The sequence below is a fragment of the Thermodesulfobacteriota bacterium genome, assembly GCA_040756475.1.
Taxonomy (GTDB): domain Bacteria; phylum Desulfobacterota; class Deferrisomatia; order Deferrisomatales; family JACRMM01; genus JBFLZB01.
This window is the reverse complement of the sequence record JBFLZB010000003.1, coordinates 1-19,359: the sequence shown is the minus strand read 5'-3', so window position 1 is coordinate 19,359 and position 19,359 is coordinate 1. Positions and strand designations below refer to the sequence as shown.

Genomic DNA, 19,359 nt, shown 5'->3' with positions numbered 1-19,359 from the left:
GCGTCCTTGCGGTACTTCCTGCCGGGCCGGCGCGTTGCGCAACTGCCGGCGAGCCGGCTCGGGCGTCCGGCTTGCGTTTCTTCTGCCGGCTTCGACCGGGACGGGCGAAGCCGGCGGTGGGCGCCCCGGCACAGGCTTCGAGGCAGGAACCCCGTTGGAAACCGTCTTTGCGAGGTAGCGCATGCGGCACCGTTTCTTCTGCCTTCTGCTGGCTTTGGTCCTCGCAGCCGGTGTTGCCGCGGCCCAGGTTCCTTCGGGGGTCGACCCTGCCCAACTCCAGAACCTGGAGCGGCTTCTCGGTACCGGCGGGGTGCGGGGCCAGGACCCGCGAGCCGCTCCGAGCCAGCGGGAGCGGCCCTCTGCGGAACGCCGCCCCACGGAGGAAGAAGAGCTTCGGGTCAGCAACCGCAAGGTGTACGAGAGCCTGGTGCGGGACCTCTTCCGGGATCGGTTTCTCGACGACGACGAGAAGCGCTTCCTGGAGCTCAAGGCCCGGGAGCTCCAGATCGAGCCCCGGGAGGCGGCCGAGCTCGCCGAGAAGGTCACCCGGCAGGAGTCCGAGCGCTTTACGTACCTCCTGAAGCAGGTCCAGGCCCTGGCCGAGGAAGGGGAGGTCTCCGAGGACGACCGCCGGTTCCTGGTCATGCGGGCGCGGGACCAGGGAATGACCGACGCCGAGGGGGAGCGCCTGGTGGACCGGGTTCTGGAACAGCACCGGCGTAACGAGCTCTACCGGTCCATCCTGCTCGTCTTCCTCGAGGACGACTTCCTCGACACCTCGGAGGAGAAGCACCTCAAGGAGAGACGCAAGGCGCTGGGAGTCACCGAGGAGGAACATCGGGAGGCGCTGGAGGCAGCCCGGATCGAGCTGAGGGACGGGATTCGTGACGTCTTGTCCGGCATCCGCGCGCGGGGCGAGACGGTGGCCCGTGTGGAAGAAAAGCTCGAGCTCTATGGTCGCAAGCTCTTCGAGGCTCCGGCCGACGCCTTCATTCCTCCCGAGGGCATGCCGCCGCCGGACGGCTACCGGCTCGGTCCCGGCGACGAGTTGCTCGTAAGCCTGTGGGGGCGGCTCTCCGAGGAGCACGTCCTGCTGGTGGACGGTGAGGGGAGCGTCCAGTTCCCCAAGGTGGGCACGGTGCGCGTGGGGGGTCTCACCTACGCCCAGGCCCGCGCCTTGCTCCAGGCTCGGGCCGAGTCGATCACGGGGGTGAGCGCCGCGGTCTCCATGGGCCGGATGCGCGCCGTTCAGGTCTTCGTGGTGGGGGAGGTGGAACGCCCGGGGACCGTCACCCTCTCCCCCCTCTCCGGGGCCGTCCATGCCCTGATGGCGGCAGGCGGGCCCACACCCCTGGGGTCGCTGCGGGCCGTCACCCACCGCCGGGGGGGCCGAGCGGTCGGTACCCTCGACCTCTACGCCTTTCTCCAGGCCGAGGAGACAGCCGAGGGGCCGCCGCTCCAGAGCGGGGACGTGGTGATGGTGCCCAAGGCGCAAACGCTCGTGCACCTCCACGGCAAGGTGCGGCGGCCCGCGATCTACGAGCTGCGCGGAGGTGAGGGCCTTCGCGCCCTCCTGGCTCTTGCCGGCGGGCTGGACGCCGACGGGGATGCCGGGCGCGTCCGGGTGGAGCGCACCCTGGAGAACCGAAGCCGCGTCACCCTCGACGCCTCGCTCGCGGCCCCCGAACAGGATCTGATCCTCCTGGACGGCGACGTCGTGCGCGTGTACCCCCTGTCCCCGGAGCTGTCCAATAAGGTTTCGTTGTTCGGCCACGTCTATCAACCGGGCACCTACACCTTTCGCGAGGGCATGCGCGCCGCCGACCTGGTCGGTCCCGCCGAGCGACTCAAGCCCGAGGTGGATCTCTCCTACGCGGTGGTCCTGCGGCAGAGCGGCGACGCCCGGATGCCCGCGGTGCTTCCGTTCCGCCTGGGGGAGGCGCTCTCCTCTCGTGGGTCGGAAGACAACCTGCGCCTCGAGCCCCGGGACGAGGTCTACGTATTTCCCCGAGAGCAGTTCCGCCCCCCGCTGCGGGCCAGGGCCACTGGAAAGCTGCGAAACGCAGGCGTGTACCGCATCGCCGAGGGCAGCCGGGTGGCCGACCTGGCGCGCTTGGCGGGGGGGCTTGCGCCGGATGCCCTTCTCAGCCGTGCCGAGCTGCTGCGCTACCTTCCCGACCGCGCCCGCGAAACCCTGTACCTGAACCTGGCGCTGGCCCTGTCGGGCGACCCCGTCCAGAATCTCGTGCTCCAGGACGAGGACGAGCTGATCGTGCACAAGGCCTGGTCCGCGGTGCAGGAACCCACCGTGCTCGTCGAAGGGGAGGTCTTCCGCTTCAAGGAAAAGGTCCTTGAGCGACAGGACGAGAAGGCCAGACTCCCCTTCGAGGAGGCCGAGCTGGCCCGGGGGCTCTCCATCCGGGAGCGACTGGAGCGCAAGATCACCTCGGAGAAGACCGCGGAGGAAGCGGACCGGGCGGACGCGGAGGCGATGCGACGCGCCATCGCGGCAACCGGGGCGATGACGCCCTCGGGCCTGTTCGCCCGCCAGCGGGCGGGGCTGTCCGCCGTTCCGGGGGCGACGGCGCCCGGGTCGCAGGTCGCCGAGGTGCCCCTGGAGCCGCCGGAGCCCCCCAAGCGGGAGGAGGTCGTGGCCCTGGCGGTCCCGCTCACGCGAGGGATGACGGCCCGGGATCTGGTGTTCAAGGCGGGAGGCCTGACCAAGGACGCACATCTTCCCGTGGCCCACCTGTACCGGACCGATCCCGCCACCAAGGCGGTGACCATCCACGTGTTCGACCTCGGAGGTGCCCTCACCGGGGATCCGGATGCGAACCTGGTGCTCCAGGACCTGGACCACGTGGTCATCCACTCGGCCTACGACTTCGCCCCGGTGCAGCGGATCAGCGCCTCCGGCATGGTGAACCGCCCGGGCGACTACCCGTACGCCGGCAACATGAGGGTGCGCGACCTGGTGCTCGCCGCCGGCGGTCTCACCGAGGAGGCCTACGTGGCCGAGGCGGAGGTGGTGCGCACCGAGCTCCTGGCCGGAGAGACGGGGGAAACCCGAACCCTCCCCTTCGATCTGGCGGCCGCCATGGCCGGCGATCCTGCCGCGAACTTTCCCCTCCAGCCCTACGACCGGCTCTTCGTCAAGAAGATTCCGGAGTGGAAGCGGGCCCGGCAGGTCACCCTGGAGGGGGAGGTCACGTTTCCCGGAGCGTATCACGTGGCCAAGGGGGAACGCCTGTCGAGCGTCCTGCGGCGGGCCGGGGGGTATACTGCAGAGGCGTACCTGCGGGGGGCGGTCTTCACCCGGGAGAGCGCCCGCCGCCAGCAGCAGCAGCGCCTGAACGAGCTGCGGGACCGCCTCCAGGAAGCCGTGTTCCGCGCGTCCTCCCAGGAGGTCCAGGCGGCGCTGAGCCCGGAGGACGTAGCCATCCAGCAGCACTTCCTGGCCTCCCAGCAGGCCCTGCTCCAGAAGCTCGTGAGCATCCAGGCCTCGGGGCGGGTGGTGATCCAACTTCTCCCGCTTCGGGAGCTGGAGGGGACCGAGTGGGACGTGATCCTCGAGGATGGCGACTCCCTGGCGGTGCCCGAGAGGCCCCAGACCGTGGCCGTGGTGGGCCAGGTGTACAACCCCACCAGCCTTCTCTGGGAGCCCGACAACCGCCGGGCCGGCTACTACCTCCAGCGTACCGGCGGCCCGACCCCCGATGCCGAGGAAAAGCGCATGTACGTCGTTCGGGCGGACGGCACGGTGGTCAGCTCCGAGGGCGAGGGGGGCACCAACTGGTGGACGCGGGGCGGCATCCGGAGCCTCGACCTCTACCCCGGCGACACAGTCCTGGTTCCGGAAAGACTCCTGCGGGTGAGTTACCTGAAGGAGTTCCGGGACATCTCCCAGATCCTCTACCAGATCGCCATCGCCGCGGGCGTGGCGGTGGCGATCTTCTAGCTGGGAGGTCTTTCGACGGCCTGCGAACCTCTCCGTCCCCGGTGCCAGTGCCAGGCCGTCTCGAGGATGGCGGGGAGGTCCGGGAAGCGGGGCTTCCAGCCCAGCTCGGCCTGAATCCTCGCGGCGCTGGCCACGAGGGAGGCCGGGTCTCCCCAGCGACGGCGCGCCTCCAGGGCCGGGATCGGGTGGCCGGTGAGCCGCCGGGCCTCTTCCAGGACCTGGCCCACCGAGGTGCCCTGGCCGTTGCCCAGGTTGTAGGAGCGGCTGGCGCCCCCGCCGAGCAGGTGTTCCAGGGCCAGCACGTGGGCCTCGGCGAGGTCGCTCACGTGGATGTAGTCGCGCACGCAGGTGCCGTCGGGGGTGGGGTAGTCGGTGCCGAACACGGCGACGTGGGGGCGCTTGCCCAGGGCCACCTGCAGCACCAGGGGAATCAGGTGGGTTTCCGGGTCGTGGTCTTCCCCCAGCTCTCCCTCCGGGTCCGCCCCCGCCGCGTTGAAGTAGCGCAGGTTCACGTGGCGCAGCCCGTGGGCCGTTTCGAAGTCTGCCAGCATCTGCTCCACCACGAGCTTGGTGCGCCCGTAGGGATTGATGGGCCGCTGGGGGTGGTCCTCCGCGATGGGAATCGAGGAAGGCTCGCCGTAGGTGGCGCAGGAGGAGGAGAAGATGAAGTGCTCGCTCTCCACCTCGGCCATCACCTCCAGCAGCGAAAGCGTGTTGGCGACGTTGTTCCGGTAGTACTTCCCCGGGTCCCGCACCGACTCTCCCACGTACGCGTAGGCCGCAAAGTGCATGACCGCCCGGATGCGGTGGGCGAGAAGGACCTCCCGGACCGCCTCCTTGTCCGCCAGATCTGCCTCGACGAAGGTGCCCCACCTGGCGGCCCAGCGGTGGCCGCAGACGAGGTTGTCCAGCACCACCGGGTGATAGCCCCGCCGGGCGAGGAGCTTCGCCACGTGGCTTCCGATGTAGCCGGCGCCGCCGGCGACCAGGATGGCTTCGGGCATGGGGGATTCCTTGGAGCGAAGCAGGCGGGGCCGGAGAGTTGGCGCCCGGTCAGGTCTGCGTCAACAGCGCGTCGAAGTACACGACCGTCTTCCGAAGCCCCTCTGCCAACGGCACCTTGGGAGTCCAGTCGAGCTTTTCCCGCGCCTGGGAAATGTCGGGCTGGCGCTGGGTCGGGTCGTCGCAGGGCAGGGGGAGGAAGCGGATCTCGGAGCGGGAGCCGGTGAGCTCACGAACCTGCTGGGCGAGCTCCAGGATCGTGAACTCCGAGGGGTTGCCGAGGTTGAGCGGGCCCGTGAGGCCTTCGGTGTTCATGAGGCGTACGAGGCCGTCCACCAGGTCGTCCACGTAGCAGAAGCTGCGGGTCTGGGAGCCGGTGCCGTATACGGTGAGGGGCTCGCCCCGCAGGGCCTGGACGATGAAGTTCGAGACCACCCGGCCGTCGTTGGGGAGCATGCGGGGGCCGTAGGTGTTGAAGATGCGGGCGATGCGGATGTCCACCCCGTTCTGGCGGTGGTAGTCCATGAAGAGGCACTCGGCCGATCGCTTGCCCTCGTCGTAGCAGCTGCGGATCCCGATGGGGTTGACGTGGCCCCAGTAGGTCTCGGGCTGGGGGTGGACCGCCGGGTCGCCGTACACCTCGCTCGTGGAGGCCTGGAGGATGCGCGCCCGCACCCGCTTGGCGAGGCCGAGCATGTGGATCGCCCCCAGCACGCTGGTCTTGATGGTCTTGACCGGATTGTACTGGTAGTGGACGGGGCTGGCAGGACAGGCCAGGTTGTAGATCCGGTCCACCTCCACGAAGAGGGGGTGGGTCACGTCGTGGCGCAGGAGCTCGAAGCGGGGGTGGTCGAGGAGGTGCGCGACGTTGGCCTTGCGCCCGGTGAAGAAGTTGTCGGCGCAGATCACCTCGCGTCCCTGGGCCAGGAGTGCCTCGCACAGGTGGGAGCCCAGAAACCCCGCGCCCCCCGTGACCAGTACCCGGAGGTCGGAGCGCAGGGACGTGTTGTAGAGGTGGTGGTTGCGATCGACGGGCATGGGGGCCTCGAGACGGGGGACGGGTAACGGGTAACGGGTAACGGGTAACGGGGGACGGATGGTCCGTTACGCCGTTCGCCCGATCCCGAAGTAGGTGAAGCCCAGCCGGCGCATGTCCTTGGGCTCGTAGAGGTTTCGGCCGTCGAAGATGACGGGGGAGGCCATGAGGGACTTCATGCGGGCGAAGTCGGGCCGGCGAAAGGCGCCCCACTCGGTGCAGATGGCCAGGGCGTGGGCCCCCTGGAGGGCGTCGTAGTTGGTGGAGCAAAACGTGAGGCCCCCGTTTGCTGGGCGGTCTCCGAAGGCCCGGCGGGCGGTCTCCTCGGCCACCGGGTCATAGGCGCGCACGGTGACGCCCGCCTCCAGGAGCCGCCCCACCACCGTGAGGCTCGGTGCCTCCCGCATGTCGTCGGTGTTGGGCTTGAAGGCCAGGCCCCACACGGCCACCGTCGCGGACCGGGGGTCGGCGCCCTGGGCGGCGAAGTGGGCCAGGATCTTCTCGGGCAGCACGGCCTTTTGCCGGACGTTGACCGCCTCCACCGCTTCCAGGATGCGCGGCTCGCAGCCCGCGGCCCGTGCCGTGCGGATCAAGGCCTTGACGTCCTTGGGAAAACACGACCCGCCGTAGCCCACCCCGGGGAAGAGGAACTGGTAGCCGATGCGGCTGTCGGCCCCGATCCCCAGGCGCACGTTGGCCACGTCGGCCCCCACCCGCTCGCACAGGTTCGCCATCTCGTTGATGAAGCTGATCTTGGTGGCGAGCATGGCGTTGGCGGCGTACTTGGTCATCTCTGCCGAGCGCACGTCCATGACGATCACGGGGTGGTTGGTGCGGGTGAAGGGGCCGTAGAGCTCCTTCAGGAGCTCGGCGGTGCGCACGTTGTCGGTGCCCACCACGATGCGGTCGGGCTTCAAGCAGTCCTGGACCGCGTTGCCCTCCTTGAGGAACTCGGGGTTGGAGACCACGTCGAACTCCACCTCGGCCCCCCGGGAGGCGAGCTCTTCCTGGATGGCACCGCGCACACGCTCGGCCGTGCCCACCGGCACCGTGGACTTGGTCACGACGATCCGGTAGGCGTCCAGCTCCCGGCCGATGGCGCGCGCCACGGCGAGCACGTGCTGGAGGTCGGCCGAGCCGTCCTCTCCCTCCGGGGTGCCCACGGCGATGAACAGGATGAGGCTCTCCGTCATGCCCGCGGCGAGGTCCGTGGTGAAGGTCAGGCGCCCCTCGTCCACGTTGCGGTCGAGGATCTCCTGGAGCCCCGGCTCGTAGATGGGGAGTTTCTTCTCCTGGAGCATGGCGATCTTGGGCGCGTCCACGTCCACGCAGACCACGTCGTTGCCCATCTCCGCGAAGCACGTGCCGGTGACCAATCCCACGTAGCCGGTGCCGATGATGCAGAGTTTCATGTTGGATCCTTCACGGCTCTTCCGGCCAGAATCTCAAGGGCTCCGCCGGGGGCTCCCACACCTGCTTCTGGGAACCGGTGCGCAGCTTTACCACCACGCCCAGCACCCGGTCGGCCACGCGCTCCTTGGTGGTGAGGGGTACCCCGATCTCGGCGCCGTCGGCCGTGAAGATGCGAACGGCGTTGGTGTCGACCAGGAACCCCGCCCCCGGAGCGGTCACGTCGTTGGCCACCACCGCGTCCAGGTTCTTCTCGGCGAGCTTCGCCCGGGCGTTGGCCTCGAGCTCGGTGGTCTCGGCGGCAAATCCGATGAGGAGCTGCCCGGGGGGCTTGTGTACCCCCAGGTCCCGGAGGATGTCGGGGTTGGGTTCGAGGAGAAGGGAGGGGGGGCTGCCCTGCCGCTTCTTGATCTTCTGTGCGGCCGAGGCGGTGGGCCGCCAGTCGCACACCGCCGCCGCCTTGAGGACGACCGTGGCCTCCTGCGCCTCCCGCAGCACCGCCTCGTGCATCTCTCGCGCGGTGGTCACGCGCACCACGCGCACGTGCAGGGGGGACGCCAGCGCCGTGGGCCCCGTGACCAGGGTGACCTGGGCCCCCCGGCGCACCGCGGCGCGGGCCAGGGCGTAGCCCATCTTCCCGGACGAGTGGTTGGAGATGAACCGCACCGGGTCGATGGGCTCCAGGGTCGGCCCCGCTGTGACGAGCACGCGCTCCCCGGCCAGGTCCTTGGGGGAGAGGATGATCTCGAGGGCGTCGATGATCTCTGCGGGCGAGGCCATCTTCCCCTTGCCCGTGACGCCGCAGGCCAGCTCCCCGGGTACCGGCCCCACCAGGTGGTAGCCGGCTTCGCCCAGCAGTGCCACGTTTCGCTGTACCGCCCGGCTCTCCCACATCACCACGTTCATGGCCGGTGCGAAGACCACCGGCACCCGCGTGGCCATGATCATGGTGGAGAGGAAGTCGTCGGCGATGCCGTTGGCCACCTTGCCCAGGAGGTTTGCCGTGGCGGGCGCCACCACCATGGCGTGGGCGCGGTCGGCCAGGGTCACGTGGCCGATCTCCGACCCCTGAAACAGGGCGAAGAGCTGGTGGGTGACGGGATTTCCCGAGATGGTCTGGAAGGTGAGCGGCGTGACGAACTGGGTTGCATTTTCCGTCATCACCACGTGGACGTTGGCGCCTGCCTGGGTGAGGTCGCGGCACAGGAGCACGCTCTTGTAGGCGGCGATGCCCCCCGCGACCCCGAGGATGATCTCACGGTCTCTGAGCATGTCAGTGCCGGCCGAACGTGAAGCGTGAGAGGTGAAACGCCCATCCTCGGGCGTGCAGCTTGAAACAGGCGGTGGGAAGGGGGGTGGCGATCCTGCGAGTCGCTTGTCTCACGTGCGGTACCTCGGCGCTTTCGGAAGACGGTTCACGCTCCACGTCTCACGCTTCACGTCTCACGATCCTGACCTACCGGAAGAACGGATTCGACCGCTTCTCGGTACCCACCGTAGTGGCGGGGCCGTGGCCCGGGTAGACCACGGTGTCGTCGGGCAGGGTGAAGATCTTTGCGCGCACCGAGCGCAGGAGGGTGTCGTAGTCTCCCCCCTGGAGGTCGGTGCGCCCGATGGAGCCTGCAAAGAGGAGGTCGCCCACGAAGACGCTCTTGTCGATCAGGTAGCTCACCGAGCCCTGGGAGTGGCCGGGGGTGTGGAGCACCTGGAGGCTGTGCCCGCCGAAGGGCACGGCGTCGCCGTCCTCCAGGAACGCGTCGGGGGGCGGGGCCGCCTCGACCCGCACGCCGAAGAGGAGCCCCTGTCCGGCCATACCCTGGATCAGGGGCAGGTCTCCCTTGTGGACGTGGATCGGAGCCCCGGTGGCGCGCTTGAGCGCGGCGAGTCCCTCCACGTGGTCGAAGTGGCCGTGGGTGGCCAGGATCGCCACGGGCTTGAGCCGGCGGGTCTCCAGGGACCGCACCAGCATGGGGGTGTCGCCGCCGGGATCGATCACCACGGCTTCCCGGGTCTCTTCGTCCCCCAGGATGTAGCAGTTGGCCTGGATCATGCCGACGGGATGGATATCGAGGATCATGGGGGGCCTCGTGACGGGTGAAGAGTGAAGGGTGAAGGGTGAAGGGTGAACGCTAGGCGGAGAGGATCCAGTCCCGGCCGGCGGTCGTGAGCTCGTCCAGGATCGGATCGTCCGCAGCCTCCAGGTAGAGGCGTACCACGGGCTCGGTGCCGGACTTGCGCACCAGGAGCCAGGCGCCGCCCTCCAGGAGGAACTTGTGGCCGTCGAGGGTCACGGTCTCGGTGACCCCTCGGCCGGCAAAGGACGCGGGCGGCCGGGCGAGCTTCTCGGCCAGCGCCTGCTCCTGGCTCGGGGTCAGGTGCAGGTTGACCCTGCGGGTGAGCACCCGGCCCACCCGGGCGTAGAGCTCCTCCAGTTGGGCGAAGAGAGTCTTGCCCCGCCGGGCCACCATCTCGGCCGCCAGGCAGCAGGCCAGGATGCCGTCCTTCTCGGGCACGTGGCCTCGAATCGAGAGCCCGGCCGATTCCTCGCCCCCCAGGGCCACCTGGCCCTTGCGGATCAGGTCGCCGATGAACTTGAAGCCTACCGGGGTCTCGTGGACTGCGCGGCCCAGGTCGCGCGCCACCGCATCCAGGAGGTGGGTCGTGGCCACGCTGCGGGCCGCACCCCCCTCGAAGCCCCGGTCGCGCACCAGGTAGTCGAAGAGCAGCGCCAGGAAATAGTTGGGCTCCAGGTACCGGCCGCCGGCGTCCACGATGCCGAAGCGGTCGGCGTCGCCGTCGGTTGCCAGGCCCAGCCGGATGCCCGAATCCCGTGCGGTGAGGTCGATGAGCTCGGGGATGTGGGCCTCGCTGGGCTCCGGGGGTCGCCCGCCGAAGAGGGGGTCGGGGTAGTCGTGCACCATGTGGAGCTCGCATCCCGCCTCGGCCAGGAGGTGGTCGAGGTACCCGCGGGCCGTCCCGAAGAGGGGATCCAGGGCCAGTCGAAGCCCCGCAGCCCGGATGCGGTCGAAGTCCACGAGCTCCCGCAGGCGGTCCAGGTACGCGGGGCGCGGGTCGTGGGAGGCGATGAGCCCCTGGTCCCGGCCTTCCTCGAAGCCGAGCCGGCGGTACTCGCCCCGGGCCATGCCCGCGTTGGCCCGCACCTCGATGTCCCTGGTGGTCTCGGGCAGGGCGGGCCCACCCCAGGCGGGGCTGAACTTGATGCCATTGTACTCGGGGGGGTTGTGGGAGGCGGTGAAGTTGAGCGCGCCGTCCCGCTGGTGGTGCAGGATGTCGAAGGAGACCACCGGGGTGGGAACGTCGCGGTCGGGCAGGAAGGCCTTGAGACCGTTGCCCGCCAGCACCTCGGCCGCCACCTGGGCGAAGCGCGGCCCCAGGAACCGGCTGTCGTGGGCGACCAGGACGCCGCGCTCGTCGAGCCCTCCGGCCTTGAGGTGGTCCGCGACGGCCTGCACCACGACCCGGACGTTCTCGAAGGTGAAGTCGTCGCACAGCACCGCTCTCCAGCCCGAGGTGCCGAACTTCACGATGGCCGTCTTCATGCGTCCTCCAGGGGCGGGGGGGGCGGGCTCGTGCCCACGATCAAATGCTCCAGGGGCAGGCGCTCGCCTCGTCCCTGGTTCTCCCGTGCGGGGAACCCCAGGGCCACCACCGCCATGAGCTCGCAGGCGGCGGGGGCGCCCAGGAGACGCTCCACCTCCTCCCGGCGGTTGAGGATCTCCCCGAGCCAGCAAGCGCCCAGCCCGAGGCCGTGGGCGGCCAGGAGAAGGTTCTGGAGGCACGCTCCGATCCCCTGGCAGTCCTTGTCCCGGTGGTAGGAGGCCTCGCCGTCCAGGAACACGGCAACCGCCGCCCGGGCGGAGCGCAGCACGTGGCCGTAGCGGGTGAGGCCCGCGAGCCCTTCGAGCACCGCGGGGTCTCGCACCACGTGGAACCGCCAGGGCTGGTTGTTGAGCCCCGAGGGAGCCCAGCGGGCCGCCTCCAGCACCTGCTCCAGGAGCTCTCCCGGCACGGGGTCGGGGCGGAAGGCCCGCACGCTGCGCCGGGACCGGATGGCGTCGAAAAGATCCATGAACCCCCTGCCGAGAGGCTGCCGCCAAGAGGCGGCCAGAGAAGAACGGCGCAGTATAGCAACCGCGATTCCAGAGGGTCAAGAAAGCCGCGCTTTCCCGAAGCGTTCCGGGGGTTTCGCCTGGATCGGGCGCGCCGGCCTCTGCTACTATCCCGCCGGTCGTCTGCTCACGGCACCCCAGGAAGGCTCCATGGCCCGCTACCTCGTCACCGGCGCTGCCGGATTCATCGGGTTCCACGTCGCCCGGGCGCTCCTGCGGCGCGGCGATCGCGTGGTAGGGCTCGACAACCTCAACGACTACTACGACGTGCGCCTCAAGCAGGCGCGCCTGGCGCTGCTGGCACCCCGGGAGGGATTCTCGTTTCACCGGGCCGACGTGGCCGACCCCGCCGGGCTCGCCCGGGCCTTCGACGACGGGCCCTTCGACGCCGTCTGCCACCTGGCCGCCCAGGCGGGCGTGCGCTACAGCCTGGAAAACCCGGTGGTCTACGGCCACGCGAACCTCATGGGATTCCTCCACGTGCTCGAAGCGTGTCGCCACCGGGGAACGGGAAATCTCGTGTACGCGTCGTCTTCCTCGGTGTACGGGGCCAACGAGAAGGTGCCCTTTTCCGAGGAGGACCGGGTCGACCGCCCCGTGAGCCTGTACGCCGCCACCAAGGTGGCCAACGAGCTCATGGCCCGCACCTACCACCACCTCTATGCCCTGCCCGCGACGGGGCTGCGGTTCTTTACGGTCTATGGGCCCTGGGGGCGCCCGGACATGGCGCTGTACTCGTTTACCCGCCAGATCCTCGAGGGGCAGCCCATCGACGTGTACAACCGGGGGGAGATGGAGCGGGATTTCACCTACGTGGACGACATCACGGCGGGCGTGCTCGCTGCCCTGGACCGCCCCCTGGGGGACGAGGTGCTCAACCTGGGCAACCACCGCCCGGTGCGGCTGGAACACTTCATCGGCGTGCTGGAGCGGGCGCTCGGGAAGGAGGCCCGGCGCAATCTCCTGCCCATGCAGCCCGGCGACGTGCCCCGCACCTGCGCGGACGTCGCCCGGAGCCGGCGCCTCCTGGGTTGGGAGCCCACCACCCCCATCGAGGAGGGCATCCCGCGGTTCGTGGAGTGGTATCGGGAGTATCATGGCGTGGGGCGTGAAGAGTGAAAAGTGAAGGGCTAGAGGAGACATCCATGTCCGATTTCGTCGAGAAACTGACCCGCGGGGAGGCGTGCCTGGCGGTGGTGGGGCTGGGGTATGTGGGGTTGCCCCTGGCCGTGGCGTTTGGGAAGAAGGTGCCGGTGATCGGCTTCGACGTGAACGAAGCCAAGGTGGCCTCGCTGCGAAGGGGGATCGACCCCACCGGCGAGCTCAGCCAGGCCGAGGTGGAGGCGGGCCGCATCCAGTACACCACCAACCCCGGGGACCTGCGCCGCGCCGGGTTCGTGGTGGTGGCGGTGCCCACCCCCATCGACCGGCACAAGCGCCCCGACCTCACCCCCGTAGAGGCGGCCTCCCGGGCGGTGGGGGCGAACCTCTCGCCCGGCGCCACCGTGGTCTTCGAGTCCACGGTCTACCCGGGGGTCACCGAGGAGGTGTGCGTTCCCATCCTGGAACGGGCGTCGGGGCTTCGGTGCGGGGTGGACTTCACGGTGGGCTACTCCCCGGAGCGGATCAATCCCGGCGACCGGGAGCACACCCTGGAGCGCATCGTGAAAGTGGTGGCGGGCCAGGACGCGGCGACGCTGGAGCGGGTGGCCCGGGTCTACGAGCTGGTCGTCGAGGCGGGGGTGCACCGGGCGCCCACCATCAAGACCGCCGAGGCCGCCAAGGTGATCGAGAACACCCAGCGGGATCTCAACATCGCCCTCATGAACGAGCTCTCGGTCATCTTCGGCCGCATGGGGATCGAGACCCGGGAGGTGCTGCGGGCCGCGGGCACCAAGTGGAACTTCCTGCCGTTTACGCCGGGCCTGGTGGGCGGCCACTGCATCGGCGTGGACCCCTACTACCTGACCCACAAGGCCCAGGAGCTCGGCTACCAGCCCCAGGTGATCCTGGCCGGCCGGACCATCAACGACGGCATGGGCAAGCACGTGGCCGAGAACGTGGTCAAGGGCCTGATCCGCTGCGGCAAGGCCGTGCAGGGCAGCCGGGTGCTGATTTTGGGACTGACCTTCAAGGAGAACGTCTCGGATCTTCGAAACTCCCGTGTCGCGGACGTGATCGCCGAGCTGCGGGAGTACGGCGTCGACGTGGTGGCCCACGACCCGCTCGTGGACTCGGCCGAGGCCGAGCACGAGTTCGGGTTGCGGCCCCTGGCGCTGGAGGAGGCCGGTCCGGTGGACGCCATCGTGGCCGCCGTGAGCCACCGGGCCTTCCGGGAGCTCACCCTGGAGAGGCTCCAGGGCTTCTACCGGCCCGGCTCCGGCCCATTCGGGGGCCGGGGCGTGTTTGCCGACGTGAAGATGGCCTACTCCCGGGCCGAAGCCCAGGCCCTGGGGCTGTACTACTGGTCGTTGTAAAGGGGTGACGGGTGACCCGTCACCCGTGACTCGTCACCCGTCACCCGTCACCCGTCACGGAGTCCAAATGCCGCGCTTCCTCGTCACCGGCGCCGCCGGCTTCATCGGCTCGAACCTCGTGGAGGCCCTGCTCGCCCGGGGGGAGACGGTGCGGGGGCTCGACAACTTCCTGACCGGGAAGCGGGAGAACCTGCGGGGTCTGGAGGCGGCCGAGTTCCTGGAGGGCGACGTGCGGGACCCGGAGGCCTGCGCCCGGGCCTGCGAGGGGGTGGACTACGTGCTCCACCAGGCGGCCCTGGGCTCGGTGCCCCGCAGCCTGGCCAACCCGCTCCTCTCCAACGAGTGCAACGTCACGGGCACCCTCCAGATGCTCCTGGCGGCCCGGGACGCGGGAGCCAGGCGGTTTGTGTTCGCGGCGAGCTCGTCGGCCTACGGGGACACCCCGACCCTGCCCAAGGTCGAGACCATGGCCCCCCGCCCCCTCTCCCCCTACGCGCTGACCAAGCTCACCGGGGAGCAGTACTGCCGGCTCTTCTCCGAGCTCTACGGCCTCGAGACGGTGAGCCTTCGGTACTTCAACGTCTTCGGGCGCCGCCAGGACCCGTCGGGCGCCTACGCCGCGGTCATCCCGCGGTTTGTCTCCGCCCTGCTGGCGGGGTGTTCCCCCGAGATCTACGGAGACGGGGAGCAGACCCGGGACTTCACCTACGTGGCCGACGTGGTGCAGGCCAACCTCAAGGCCTGCACGGCTCCGCGCGAAGCCTGCGGCCAGGTCTTCAACGTGGCGTGCGGGGAGCGGATCAGCCTCAACGGGCTCTACCGGGAGATCGCGCGGCTCCTGGGCAGCGACCGGCACCCCGTCTACGCCGCTGCCCGGGCGGGCGACGTGCGCCACAGCCTGGCCGACATCGGCGCCGCCCGCCGCCTTCTCGGCTACGAGCCCTCCCACGACGTCCGCCGAGGCCTGGAGGAGGCCATCGGGTGGTATCGGGAGAACCTGTGACGGGTGAAGGGTGAAGGGTGAAGGGTGAAGAATCCGGCCTTCCTCGCCTCTGTCCCATAGGTCCCATCGGCCCGCCAACCCGCCACACGCCACGCGCAACGCGCCCCCCGTGGCCCCTGGGTTGACTCTCCGGGGGAGAACCCCCTTGACTTTGGACGTGCTTCGGCCGATCCGATAGGAACGCGGCATACTGCCGTCTCGGAGCGTTCATGGAGATCGTCCCCCTGGGCGTGGGCGAGGCCTTTGCCAAGACCCTTTCCCAGACCAACTTCCTCGTGCGGCCGGGTCGGGGCGAGCCCTTTCTCGTCGACGCGGGCCATACGGCGTCCCGGGCCCTGCGGGCCCTGGGGATCGGCCTGCGCCAGGTGGCCCGGGTGGTGGTCAGCCACCTGCACGCCGACCACATCGGGGGCCTCGAAGAGCTGGGCTTCACCGGATACTTCGCCTGGGGGGAGCGCCCGGTGCTCCACGTGCCCGAGAACGTGCTCCCGTTCCTCTGGGAGCACGCCCTCCTGGCGGGCATGGGGCAGCGCCTGCGGCAGCCCGGGGGAGGGTTCTTCGAGGCCGGCCTCGACACCTACTTCGACGTGCGCCCCCTGGAGGGGACCCAGCCCTTCGAGCTGGGAAGCGTTCGGGTCACCCCCTTTCCCACACCCCACGTGCCGGGGCGGCCGAGCTGGGGGTTTCGGCTCGACGACCGGGCCACGGGCGGCGCGGCGCTCCTGACCTGCGACTCCCGGTTCCACCGGGGCAACCTGGCCCGCTACGGCGCCGGCTGCGCCGCCGTCTTCCACGACTGCCAGCTCGCCACCAACGGCGCCCACATCCACGCCACCCTCCCCGAGCTCCTCTCCCTCTCCCCCGAGGATCAGGAGCGCACTTTCCTCGTGCACTACGCCGACGACTGGCGCGCCTACGAGGAGGGGGGCCGCACCGGCCGCCTGCGCTTTGCCCGGGAAGGCCAGGTCTATCGCTTCTGAGGGGGTGTTTCCTCCTCGACCCGCCGCCGTCTTCGCGCTATCGTCCGAGCATGGCCCGCACCATCCTCCACGTGGACATGGACGCGTTCTACGCGTCGGTGGAGCAGCGCGACCACCCGGCGTACCGGGGCCGCCCCGTGGTGGTGGGGGCCGACCCCAAGGGGGGCAGGGGGCGCGGGGTGGTGGCGGCGTGCTCCTACGAGGCCCGGGCCGCGGGGGTCCGCTCGGCCCTGCCCATCTCCCAGGCCTGGAAGCTCTGCCCCGGCGCGGTCTTCGTGCGCCCCCGGTTCGAGCGCTACGCACAGATCTCGGAGGCCGTGTTCTCAGTGCTGCGCCGCTACACCGATTGCGTGGAGCCCCTGAGCATCGACGAGGCCTTCCTCGACGTCACGGGGTCGGAACGGCTCTTCGGCGAGGGCGCGGCCGTCGGCCGCCGGATCAAAGATGCCGTGCGGGAGGAGCTGGGTCTGGTGGCCTCGGTGGGGGTCGCCCCCAACAAGTTCGTGGCCAAGGTGGCCTCCGACCTGGAGAAGCCTGACGGGTTCGTGGTGGTGCCCCCCGGCGCGGCCGGGGCGTTTCTCGCCCCCCTGCCCCTGGGGCGGCTCTGGGGCGTGGGCCCGAAGACCGCCGAGCGCCTGATGGGGGTGGGTCTGCGGACCATCGGCGACGTGGCCCGGCTCCGGCCCCGGGACCTGGCCGGGCTCCTGGGGGAGGGCGCCGAGCACCTGGCGGCGCTGGCCCGGGGAGAGGACGATCGGCCCGTGGAGGCGGGCGAGGCGGCCAAGTCCCTGGGCGCCGAGACCACCTTCGAGGAGGACGTGGACGACCCGGAGGTGGTCCGGCGCGCCCTGCTCGCCCTGGCGGACCGGGTCGCCGGGAGGCTGCGGCGGCGTCGGCTGCGCGCCGGCGGCGTCACCCTGAAGTTTCGGGACGAGCGGTTTGCCAGCTGCACCCGGTCGGCCGTTCTCGCGCGCCCGACCGACCTGGGGGACGAGCTCTACCGGGAGGTTCTCGCGCTGCTCGACCGGGTGCCGCGCAGCGGCGGGCGCGTGCGGCTCGTGGGGGTGACGGCGACCCGACTGCGGGCGGAAGGGGAGGGCAGCGTGCAGCTGGGCCTCTTCGAGGCTCCGGGGGGTGGGCGTCGCCGGGAGCTCTTCCGGGCGGTGGACGCCCTGGAGGCCCGCTTCGGCGCCGGGGTCGTCACTCGAGCGGCACTGGTGGAGGAGCCCAAGCCCAGGGGGTGACGGCCTGCGCCGCGCCCGCTACCGGTCTTCCACGATGCGCACGCCGGTCTCCTGTACATCCTCCGTGCCCTCGGAGCAGGAGTGGAGGCTCCCCAGGAACAGCGCCAGGGCCGCGGTGAGGGCGAGAAGGTAGGCGAGCAGACCGCCCGCTTTGCGGTGCAGCGCCCGCCGCAGCCGGCGGCGGTCGTTCGGTGTCATGGGGGCCTCCAGGGGACGAGCATGTTGGAGGCACGTATCGGCTCCGGGGGGCGGAGCCTTGACCCGGGGAGACGGTTGGACGAAGCGGCCCGCGTGCGCGTCCTGGACGCGGGGAGGCATCGTGTACGAGAATCGGCGCCGCGGGGGGCCCCGGGTGCGCCACGGCCGGCGAGAGGAGGATGTGGGGATGGGCGAGGAGAGAAGGGCGGACGAGGGCGGGGCGCCCTCGAACTTCATCCGCGAAATCGTCGCGGCCGACGTGGCATCGGGCAAGCACGGGGGCCGGGTGCACACCCGGTTTCCCCCCGAGCCCAACGGCTACCTCCACATCGGCCACGCCAAGTCCATCTGCCTCAACTTCGGCCTGGCCGAGGAGTTCGGAGGGCGGTGCAACCTGCGGATGGACGACACCAACCCCACCAAGGAAGAGCAGGAGTACATCGACGCCATCGTCGAGGACGTGCGCTGGCTGGGGTTCTCGTGGAGCGAGCGGATCTATTACGCCTCCGACTACTTCGGGCAGCTCTACGACTGGGCGGTGGCGCTCATCCGGGCGGGCAAGGCCTATGTGGACGACCTCTCCGCCGACGAGATCCGCGAGCACCGGGGCACCCTGACCGCGCCGGGGCGGGAGAGCCCCTACCGGAACCGGTCGCCCGAGGAGAACCTGGCGCTCTTCGAGCGCATGAGGGCCGGCGAGTTCCCCGACGGCTCCCGGGTGCTGCGGGCCAAGATCGACATGGCGTCGGGCAACGTGAACCTGCGCGACCCGGTCATGTACCGCATCCTCCACGCGGCCCACCCGCGCACCGGCGATGCCTGGTGCCTCTACCCCATGTACGACTGGGCCCACGGCCAGTCCGACTCCATCGAGGGCATCACCCACTCCATCTGCACCCTGGAGTTCGAAGACCACCGCCCCCTCTACGACTGGTTCGTCCGGGAGCTCGGGATCTTCGCTCCCCAGCAGATCGAGTTCGCCCGGCTCAACCTCACCTTCACCGTCCTGAGCAAGCGCCGCCTCCTTCAGTTGGTGAAGGAGGGGCACGTGAACGGGTGGGACGACCCCCGGATGCCCACCCTCTCGGGACTGCGGCGGCGCGGGTACCCACCCGCGGCCCTGCGGGAGTTCTGCACCCGGATCGGGGTCGCCAAGCGCGACAGCACCGTGGAACTGGCGCTCCTGGAGCACTGTGTTCGCGACGAGCTCAACCGCACGGCCCCCCGGCGCATGGCCGTGCTGCGCCCCCTCAAGGTCGTCATCGAGAACTACCCGGAAGGGATGGTCGAGGAGCTCGACGCGGTGAACAACCCCGAGGATCCGGGCGCCGGCACCCGCAAGGTTCCCTTCTCACGGGTGCTCTACATCGAGCAGGAAGACTTCCTCGAGGAAGCGCCTCCCAAGTACTTCCGCCTCACCCCGGGCCGCGAGGTGCGGCTTCGGTACGCCTACTTCGTCCAATGCACCGGGGTGGTGAAGGACGGAGCGGGGCGGGTGACGGAGGTGCGCTGCACCTACGACCCCGCCACCCTTGGGGGCAATGCCCCCGACGGCCGCAAGGTCAAGGCCACCATCCACTGGGTCTCCGCTGCCCACGCGGTCCCCGCTGAGGTGCGCCTCTACGACCGCCTCTTCCGAAGCGAGGACCCCGGGGGGGCGGGGGACTTCCTCTCGGACCTCAACCCCGCGTCCCTCGAGCGCCTGCGCGACTGCCGCCTGGAGCCCTCCCTGGCCGAAGCGACCCCCGGCGATCGGGTCCAGTTCGAGCGCCTGGGCTACTTCTGTTGCGACCCCGAGTCCCGCCCCGACGCCCCGGTATTCAACCGGACCGTGACCCTCAAGGACCCCTGGGGCAAGATCGCGGGCGGCGCCAAACCCTAGCCGCCTCACAAGGATGCCCCGGAGCGGCCCGGTGTGCGC

Annotated in this window: 15 protein-coding genes; 7 read left to right on the top strand and 8 right to left on the bottom strand. The window is 70.2% G+C overall.

Annotated elements, in window-relative coordinates; genetic code table 11:
• Positions 1–181 precede the first annotated feature (181 nt).
• Positions 182–3,958 (top strand): SLBB domain-containing protein, encoded by a 3,777-nt coding sequence (locus AB1578_00815; GenBank protein MEW6486442.1) that lies wholly within the window; start codon positions 182–184, stop codon positions 3,956–3,958.
• On the opposite strand, the gene galE is transcribed toward AB1578_00815, so the two are convergent.
• The 7 genes from galE to AB1578_00780 all read right to left on the bottom strand — a co-directional run bounded on the left by galE (position 3,955) and on the right by AB1578_00780 (position 11,496).
• Positions 3,955–4,962, bottom strand: coding sequence for a UDP-glucose 4-epimerase GalE (gene galE / locus AB1578_00810; protein MEW6486441.1), 1,008 nt, complete (start codon positions 4,960–4,962; stop codon positions 3,955–3,957). The genes AB1578_00815 and galE overlap by 4 nt on opposite strands.
• Before the next feature lie 49 nt (positions 4,963–5,011).
• The gene (locus AB1578_00805; GenBank protein MEW6486440.1) at positions 5,012–5,998 is read right to left on the bottom strand and encodes a UDP-glucuronic acid decarboxylase family protein; all 987 of its coding nucleotides are present in this window, start codon (positions 5,996–5,998) and stop codon (positions 5,012–5,014) included.
• A 66-nt stretch (positions 5,999–6,064) separates the two neighbouring features.
• Positions 6,065–7,408 (bottom strand): UDP-glucose/GDP-mannose dehydrogenase family protein, encoded by a 1,344-nt coding sequence (locus tag AB1578_00800; protein MEW6486439.1) that lies wholly within the window; start codon positions 7,406–7,408, stop codon positions 6,065–6,067.
• 10 nt (positions 7,409–7,418) lie between these two features.
• A complete protein-coding gene (coaBC, locus tag AB1578_00795) occupies positions 7,419–8,678 on the bottom strand; it encodes a bifunctional phosphopantothenoylcysteine decarboxylase/phosphopantothenate--cysteine ligase CoaBC (GenBank protein ID MEW6486438.1) in 1,260 nt (419 codons plus the stop codon).
• 184 nt (positions 8,679–8,862) lie between these two features.
• On the bottom strand, positions 8,863–9,483 hold the full coding sequence (locus AB1578_00790; GenBank protein MEW6486437.1) for an MBL fold metallo-hydrolase: 621 nt from the start codon (positions 9,481–9,483) through the stop codon (positions 8,863–8,865).
• A 52-nt stretch (positions 9,484–9,535) separates the two neighbouring features.
• Positions 9,536–10,966: a phosphoglucomutase/phosphomannomutase family protein gene (locus AB1578_00785; protein ID MEW6486436.1), complete on the bottom strand. Its 1,431-nt coding sequence runs from the start codon at positions 10,964–10,966 to the stop codon at positions 9,536–9,538.
• The gene (locus tag AB1578_00780; protein MEW6486435.1) at positions 10,963–11,496 is read right to left on the bottom strand and encodes a nitroreductase; all 534 of its coding nucleotides are present in this window, start codon (positions 11,494–11,496) and stop codon (positions 10,963–10,965) included. Before AB1578_00780 ends, AB1578_00785 begins: the two co-directional genes overlap by 4 nt.
• A 190-nt stretch (positions 11,497–11,686) precedes the next feature.
• Between AB1578_00780 and AB1578_00775 the strand changes: the two genes are divergently transcribed.
• The 5 genes from AB1578_00775 to AB1578_00755 all read left to right on the top strand — a co-directional run bounded on the left by AB1578_00775 (position 11,687) and on the right by AB1578_00755 (position 17,240).
• On the top strand, positions 11,687–12,655 hold the full coding sequence (locus AB1578_00775; protein MEW6486434.1) for an NAD-dependent epimerase: 969 nt from the start codon (positions 11,687–11,689) through the stop codon (positions 12,653–12,655).
• 26 nt (positions 12,656–12,681) lie between these two features.
• Positions 12,682–14,013 carry a nucleotide sugar dehydrogenase gene (locus tag AB1578_00770; protein MEW6486433.1) on the top strand — a complete coding sequence of 444 codons (1,332 nt, stop codon included), beginning with the start codon at positions 12,682–12,684 and terminating at the stop codon, positions 14,011–14,013.
• 67 nt (positions 14,014–14,080) lie between these two features.
• Entirely contained in the window at positions 14,081–15,016 is a 936-nt protein-coding gene (locus AB1578_00765; GenBank protein MEW6486432.1) for an SDR family oxidoreductase, read from the top strand.
• Positions 15,017–15,225: 209 nt separating this feature from the next.
• Complete coding sequence (locus AB1578_00760; protein MEW6486431.1) at positions 15,226–15,996, top strand: MBL fold metallo-hydrolase; 771 nt, start codon at positions 15,226–15,228, stop codon at positions 15,994–15,996.
• Positions 15,997–16,046: 50 nt separating this feature from the next.
• Positions 16,047–17,240: a DNA polymerase IV gene (locus tag AB1578_00755; GenBank protein MEW6486430.1), complete on the top strand. Its 1,194-nt coding sequence runs from the start codon at positions 16,047–16,049 to the stop codon at positions 17,238–17,240.
• Between the two features lie 18 nt (positions 17,241–17,258).
• On the opposite strand, the gene AB1578_00750 is transcribed toward AB1578_00755, so the two are convergent.
• Positions 17,259–17,438, bottom strand: coding sequence for a hypothetical protein (locus tag AB1578_00750; protein ID MEW6486429.1), 180 nt, complete (start codon positions 17,436–17,438; stop codon positions 17,259–17,261).
• A 187-nt stretch (positions 17,439–17,625) separates the two neighbouring features.
• Here AB1578_00750 and AB1578_00745 point away from each other — a divergent pair, with 187 nt between their 5' ends.
• Positions 17,626–19,320: a glutamine--tRNA ligase/YqeY domain fusion protein gene (locus AB1578_00745; protein ID MEW6486428.1), complete on the top strand. Its 1,695-nt coding sequence runs from the start codon at positions 17,626–17,628 to the stop codon at positions 19,318–19,320.
• Positions 19,321–19,359: the final 39 nt, after the last annotated feature.